We start from the raw sequence: 6,562 nt of genomic DNA on the forward strand, positions 1-6,562 counted from the left end.
CCCACCTTACATATTCAAGTTTTTAGCGCTCAATTCATAATAATCTAATAAAGCACTAGCAACTCCTAAAAGACCATCTTTGTAATTTACACTTGTCCAATAATTATTATCATATACTCTAAATCCTCCATTTATTTTTAGGCCCTTGTATAAGTCATATACAATTTTTTCAATTTTATTCTGTACCTCTATATCTTTCCCATTTATTTTATTTAAATATTTGATTAGATATTTTAATGTTGCTGTCTCACCATTCCACACTGTATCATTTTCACTTATGTTATTTTCTAACACAAGTTTCTTTATTATTTCATTATATCTGTATTTTTTATCATCTTTTTCTGTGATAGCTATAATAATTTCTCCGAGACGTTGTAAACTTCCATCTTTACAAGTATACACATTTTTTCCATCTATAAAACCATTTTCGTTCCACTTTTTATCATCTAGAACATAATTAATTAATTCATCATATATCTGTTTGAATATATTTTCAGATGATATATGTGACAAAGCTCTAAAAGAATTAATAACATTTCCTATACCAATAAAGTTTTCACTAGAAATATTTTCCAATCCTATCTTATGTAATTTTTTAATTATTTTCTCTCCAATATTCTCACATAAGCTTTGAATTCTAAAATCTCTAGTTAGTAAAAAAGCCTTTTCTAATGTTTCTATTTGTGAAGACATTTCTAATACGGAATACTCTTTATCATTTTCATGTATAGCTTCAATAAACATACACATGCTAATAATTGCCTCTTTTACCTTTATATCACTATTTCGTTCATAATATTCACAAACCAAGCCTAAATTTGCAACTACTCCATTATAATATGTATTATATTCAACAGGTGTGTATTTTTCTTTTTTCATGCACATCGATAACACAATTTTCGCATAATTCTCTATTACTTCATCCACTTCTATACCTATTTTTTTACAATGTAAAACGTAATATGCAAACGCTACAGTTCCATTTAAATAATTTGTATAAGCATAAAAATTTTTATCTGAATCTTCTATATTAATCCAAGACACCGTATTGTTCTTTATTATTATTTTGCTTTTAACCATTTCATTAATATATTCAAGCATCTCTTTTAAAGAAAAATTCTCATTAGAATTATAATATAGACGTTGACTTCTAATATCATTTTGTTCAAAAATATATTCAGACAAAACACCTAACTGTTTTTGCAACAATGTATATTGAAGTTTATAATTATTTTCTAAATTATTTAACCTATTCAAAAATAACTCCCAACTTGAACAACTAAAATAATCAGCAAGTTCTGTCCTATTCGATGTAAACAAACTATTATTATTAACAATTGCATAAAATATCGGAATATCACAATTATTCATATCCATTAGTTCATATTTATAATGTCTTCCTTGCTTTCCATGTTGCATCCATAAGTTTTCAAAAAGCTTTTCCAGACTTAACATATCACACATATACTTAGGATGACTTGCATACTGTAACAATTCTGAATAGTTTTGAGTTGCTTGTAAAACAATCCTTACTTCACATTTCTTGAATTGTTTGCACAAATCTATAAAAGATTCTTTCTCTTTACAAACACATTCCATTACTCTCTTAAACCCATTTAATATATTATTTTCATAGCCATCTTTCCCTATTTCTTTTCCCTTAAGCAAAGGTAAATTATTATTCTTTTTAAGTTGAACATCTAATTTTTCAAAATAAATATTTTCATCATCTTTATTTGTACAAACCCAAAATTTGATTTTTTCATCATCAGATCTCTGTGCAAGTGCTCCATAATCAATTCCTTTTATATCAACCGATAATATTCCCGAATTAATCACTGACTCCATTATTATTTCTGCTACCTCATCAAATGCATTTTTATCATCATTTAAAAATTTCATATTATTAAACAATGTCTCATGATCAATTATTACTGGATTTTCACCTTTAGCTATAATGTTTTCACAATGCATATCTGATGCACCAATTAAATATAAAATTGCCAACTGTTGTCCAATCCTAGTATAAAACCTCTCTATCTCTTTCTTCTCATTACATATATCAGGTTCCACAAATTCGCAAATAGTATATTCTTTTCTATAAATATCATTTGTTATATAAAATGGTAATACTTTAGTATGTACATTAAACCACATCAAAACTTCATTATAAGCATTTTGTAATTCTCCTGAATGTGGCTTATATACCAGTTTTACTCCTTCAAAATTTATGATAACTGTAGTTCTGCCTAAATTGTGACTATCACCAAGTCCAAATTCCATTGCTAGTAATTTATTCGAATTAATCATATATTTTTCTTTAATACATTTAAATTCACTATCTATATTATTTAATACTTCCGTAATATAAGACACTAAATTTTTTACTTTTTGCATAATCCTTCTTAATAGTACAGGATATTCTACGAAAAAATCCAAAAACTTTTCTATAGTACTAAATTTTTCTTCTACAAAATTATCTATTGTATATCTTCCACTTTCTTTTTTTCTATCTTTTTTAGTCTCATTATATTCATATACTATTGTTTTTACTGACACATTTACTAATTCAGCTGAAATTATGTCTTCTATTTTATTGTATATACTATTATCAATAATGATATAATTCAATGAAACATTTTTTTCAATTTCAATTATGCACCATTCTGTTAATAATCTAAAACAATCTGATATACTTTTATTTCTTTTTTTGTATATAATCTTATCACCATCTATTGATTCATAAAATTTACATATTTTTGTTAACAACTCAAACCAATTTTGTTTTACAACAAGCTCATATAAATCTTCTTTTATCTTATCACTCAAATTTTCAGTATTCTGAATAATATTATTAAACTCATTATATGAATAACCAAGTTCAATAAGTTCATGTTCAAACTTTTTCTCTGTAATTCTACTTTTAATAGATTTCCATATTTCTACATTATCATTACTAGACTCAACACTTTTTAATACTTCCGCTTTTTCTTCAATAGAAAGTACCTTTATTAAACTTTCCCTATACTTTTTCAAATTCATAACTTGCCTCTTCATTTTCTTATTTAATAAAATGCAGCTTTCTATTTACGAAAGCTGCATCAAAAAACAATAAAGTTTTCTTTAATCAAAAGTAATTATAATTGTACAACTTACAAAACCTGATACTAATCCAGATACAATTCCCTTTCCAATAGCACTCGCTACAATAGAAACTGTAGGTGTAACAGCCCCATCTGTATTAATCATTTCATTTTCTGTGAGCTCTTCAAATGTTGGTCCAATATTTTCAAATTTCTTTTCGTTATTATACATATACACCCTACTTTCTTTTTAAAATATATGCTCCAGTAATTGTACAACTAACAACAGTTGCAGACACCAAGCATGGCGTATTAGTCCACATAGCAGCATCTATAGTTGCCTTTGAAACTACTGCTGGCGTTCCTCCTCCATCAATGATTCCCATTTCCTCAGAACTAAGTTCCTCAAAAGTTGGTCCCACGTTCTCAATTGAATCATATTTTGCTGAATACATCTTTAAATTCCTCCCTTTTCTAATTTTTTTCTTGAAGTAATAAACAATAATTAATTTACTATTTTTTACTACCTATATAGAGATATTTTCGTTTAGATTTACTTTTTTCAAATATATTTATACAATATATTCTTCAACAAACATTTCTAAACGTATTCTCTGTAGATATATTAAAATAATATATCTACAATTTATTTATCTAACTTGCTATATTTTATCTTAAATACACTTAATTTTTCCATTTTTTTTTGAATTTTTTTGAATTTTATATTGACATAAGTAGATATATTATTTTAATATTTCCAATCATAATTCCATCTTATCTAACATCTTTACTTTTTCATCATAAGATGTCCTGGTATATCTCCAAGTTGTCTCAAGTCTTGTATGTCCAAGTATATCTGCTAGTTCTGATATATCTGATGATACTTTCATATACTCTTTAGCAAATAAATGCCTAAAAGAATGTGGATACACTTTACTTTGAAGAACTCCTGCCTTAATAGATATATTCTTTAAGTTCTTCCAAACAGTTTTTTGTGATATAGCACTGTCTTTACTACCACGAAATATAAATCCATTTGTTATGCCATTTGCCATACAATATTGTTTCAACATTTTTCTAACATGTTCTCCCATATATATTACACGCGCTTTTCCTTTATTGTATATCTCAATTTGACAATCATTAATTGACTCTACTGTGATATATCTTAATTCTCCAATTCGTATTCCTGTCATAGCTAAAGTTCTCATAATATAATACATTTTCCATTTTTTACTCTTTTTTGCACAATCCAACAATCTAAAGTAGTCATTTTTTGTTATTATATTTGATACGCTAGTTGCTGTCTGAACTCTAAAACTCTTTACCTTATATTCTTCTAAACCTTTCCATTCAAAATACTTATTCAATGAATTGATTTTAGAATTTACAGATACAATTTTATATCTATTCTTTAAATATTTCTTATATTCCAAAACTTTTTCCTTAGAGATTATGTTCTCTCCAAGCCAAATATAAAATTGTTCTACATCTTTACAATATTTCTTTATCGTTATGTCACTTAACTCTTTTAGATATAAATACTTTTTATAATCCAGTTCTAGTTCTTTCCATTTGTTAATAATATCCATTATAGCTACCTCCAATCTACATCTTTATAATACAATTTAATTCTAATTTTATTATTTTTTTACTAATATGAACATTGGAACGGACTCAAATTAAAAATGGTTGCTGGCTTATAACTTAATATAATAAAACTAGAAAAACCGGCAAAAAAGAAAAACCCCGCTAGCATATAGTTTATGCTAGCGGGAAAGTTGTTTCGGATTATATATGGTTTTTGTTTTTGTCTACAAAGAACTTCTTATTCTACTTTACTAAAGCTTCTTATTCTGCTTTTCTTGAGACATGCTTGTAATTCTCATCATAGAATTTACCAGCACGAATATCGTCTGTCATACCTTCATAAGGTGTTTCATTAATAACATCGTCGTTATCAACGCCTGCATCTCCAACGTATGTGATTGTAGCAAATTCAGGTACTACATACTTTGGATATGTCTCGTACTTCTCACGAGCTTCATGCATTTTATCGATGTGCTTATTCTGGTAGCAAACTGTGATTTCTGGATGCTCTTTAACCCACTTAGGGAAGAAAATAACGCCGTTAATCTTACCTTCGTTAGGCATGAAATCAAGAGCAACATCTGTACCTGTAGGCTCAGTCCAAGTAACCTTATAAATTCCGTCAGCTATTTTGAAAAGGTTAATTTCCTGATCTGTAACCCATCTACCAGCAACCATTCCACCATGGATTCTATAGCAACATGTATGGTCATTCTTACAATACCACTCATATTCCCATCCGTTATCGTAAGTATAAATAAAATGTGTACCTATGAAATCTGATAATTCCTTAAACTCTTTCTTCATCTTTATATTCTCCTTTCTTACAATTCAGTTATAAAAATGATAAGGTAAGTTTTTATATAAATATAAACATGTAATTATTAACATGTTTATATTTCGTTGATTATGTTATACTTAATTTATAAAAATGTCAACAAGGAGATTTTCAATGGCACAAAAAAATTTACTTCCTATGATCCTTCTAGGGTTAATAAATATAGAAAAAAAGACAGGTTACGACCTTAAAAAAGATTTTGAAACCGAAATTGGAGAATTCTGGTCTGTTAAACATAGTCAAATATATCTAGAACTCAAACGTCTTGAAGGAAATGGTGAAATCAAGTCCACAACTGGCTTTTATGGAAATAAAATTGAAAAGACTTATTATGAAATTACAAAAAAAGGAAAGGAACGCCTAGACTCTTGGCTTGATTCTTATTCTGACATTCTAAGTGTAAATAAAGATGAGTTTGTTTTGAAATTATATTTTATAAAAAGTCGCAAGGATCCACGACTTCAAGATTTGCTGCAGGAGCAATATAGACAAAGAAAGCAAAAGCTAGAGCATCTACTTGATAGAAAGGAATTGCTCTTTTCTACTAAAAAAGAAAGGGATGATAACTACGGTCATTATCTAATTCTAGATCACGCTATTAGACGTGAAAGGGAATATGTAAATTGGCTTGAAGAGATGATGAAATAATTTAGAAATAGCTTAGATTAAGATGAAGCTGCACCAATAATATGATAGTCACTTGCCTCCTATTACTGTATTTTTCAGTGTTTCTTATTTTAATTTACATTTTTTCCTAGGAACTTTTGCTCTAATCTTACACTTTTTCCTAGGAACTTTTGCTCTGATATTACACTTTTTCCTAGGAACTTTTGCCTTGATATTACACTTTTTCCTAGGAACTTTTGCCTTGATATTACACTTTTTCCTAGGAACTTTTGCCTTGATATTACACTTTTTCCTAGGAACTTTAATTATGGAGTTACATTTTCATCGACAAGTAAAGCGGACATTCGGAATCCGCTTCGCTACTTCCTCATGAACGCAGTGGCACTTTGTGCCACCTGTCAGAAGGGGCTTTAACCCCTTCTGA

The 6,562-nt window shown here is 28.1% G+C and carries 6 protein-coding genes; 1 reads left to right on the top strand and 5 read right to left on the bottom strand.

Annotation, left to right across the window (positions count from 1 at the left end):
- Positions 1-6 precede the first annotated feature (6 nt).
- The 5 genes from lanM to BLQ66_RS07020 form a co-directional block, all read right to left on the bottom strand.
- Complete coding sequence (gene lanM / locus BLQ66_RS07000) at positions 7-3,042, bottom strand: type 2 lanthipeptide synthetase LanM (RefSeq protein WP_074521558.1); 3,036 nt, start codon at positions 3,040-3,042, stop codon at positions 7-9.
- Positions 3,043-3,123: 81 nt separating this feature from the next.
- Complete coding sequence (locus BLQ66_RS07005) at positions 3,124-3,315, bottom strand: hypothetical protein (RefSeq protein WP_074521559.1); 192 nt, start codon at positions 3,313-3,315, stop codon at positions 3,124-3,126.
- 7 nt (positions 3,316-3,322) lie between these two features.
- On the bottom strand, positions 3,323-3,538 hold the full coding sequence (locus tag BLQ66_RS07010; protein ID WP_074521560.1) for a hypothetical protein: 216 nt from the start codon (positions 3,536-3,538) through the stop codon (positions 3,323-3,325).
- 306 nt (positions 3,539-3,844) lie between these two features.
- The gene (locus BLQ66_RS07015; RefSeq protein ID WP_074521561.1) at positions 3,845-4,675 is read right to left on the bottom strand and encodes a tyrosine-type recombinase/integrase; all 831 of its coding nucleotides are present in this window, start codon (positions 4,673-4,675) and stop codon (positions 3,845-3,847) included.
- Between the two features lie 259 nt (positions 4,676-4,934).
- Positions 4,935-5,480: a phenolic acid decarboxylase gene (locus tag BLQ66_RS07020; protein ID WP_074521562.1), complete on the bottom strand. Its 546-nt coding sequence runs from the start codon at positions 5,478-5,480 to the stop codon at positions 4,935-4,937.
- A gap of 145 nt (positions 5,481-5,625) precedes the next feature.
- Between BLQ66_RS07020 and BLQ66_RS07025 the strand changes: the two genes are divergently transcribed.
- Positions 5,626-6,159, top strand: a complete 534-nt coding sequence (locus BLQ66_RS07025; RefSeq protein ID WP_074521563.1) for a PadR family transcriptional regulator — start codon at positions 5,626-5,628, stop codon at positions 6,157-6,159.
- The last annotated feature ends 403 nt before the right edge of the window (positions 6,160-6,562 follow it).

The organism is Lachnospira pectinoschiza (assembly GCF_900103815.1).
Taxonomy (GTDB): Bacteria; Bacillota; Clostridia; order Lachnospirales; family Lachnospiraceae; genus Lachnospira; species Lachnospira pectinoschiza_B.

Coding starts and splice junctions, on each gene's coding strand:
- lanM (WP_074521558.1), bottom strand. CDS start 3,042: ATGAATTTGAAAAAGTATAGGGAAAGTTTAATAAAGGTACTTTCTATT.
- BLQ66_RS07005 (WP_074521559.1), bottom strand. CDS start 3,315: ATGTATAATAACGAAAAGAAATTTGAAAATATTGGACCAACATTTGAA.
- BLQ66_RS07010 (WP_074521560.1), bottom strand. CDS start 3,538: ATGTATTCAGCAAAATATGATTCAATTGAGAACGTGGGACCAACTTTT.
- BLQ66_RS07015 (WP_074521561.1), bottom strand. CDS start 4,675: ATGGATATTATTAACAAATGGAAAGAACTAGAACTGGATTATAAAAAG.
- BLQ66_RS07020 (WP_074521562.1), bottom strand. CDS start 5,480: ATGAAGAAAGAGTTTAAGGAATTATCAGATTTCATAGGTACACATTTT.
- BLQ66_RS07025 (WP_074521563.1), top strand. CDS start 5,626: ATGGCACAAAAAAATTTACTTCCTATGATCCTTCTAGGGTTAATAAAT.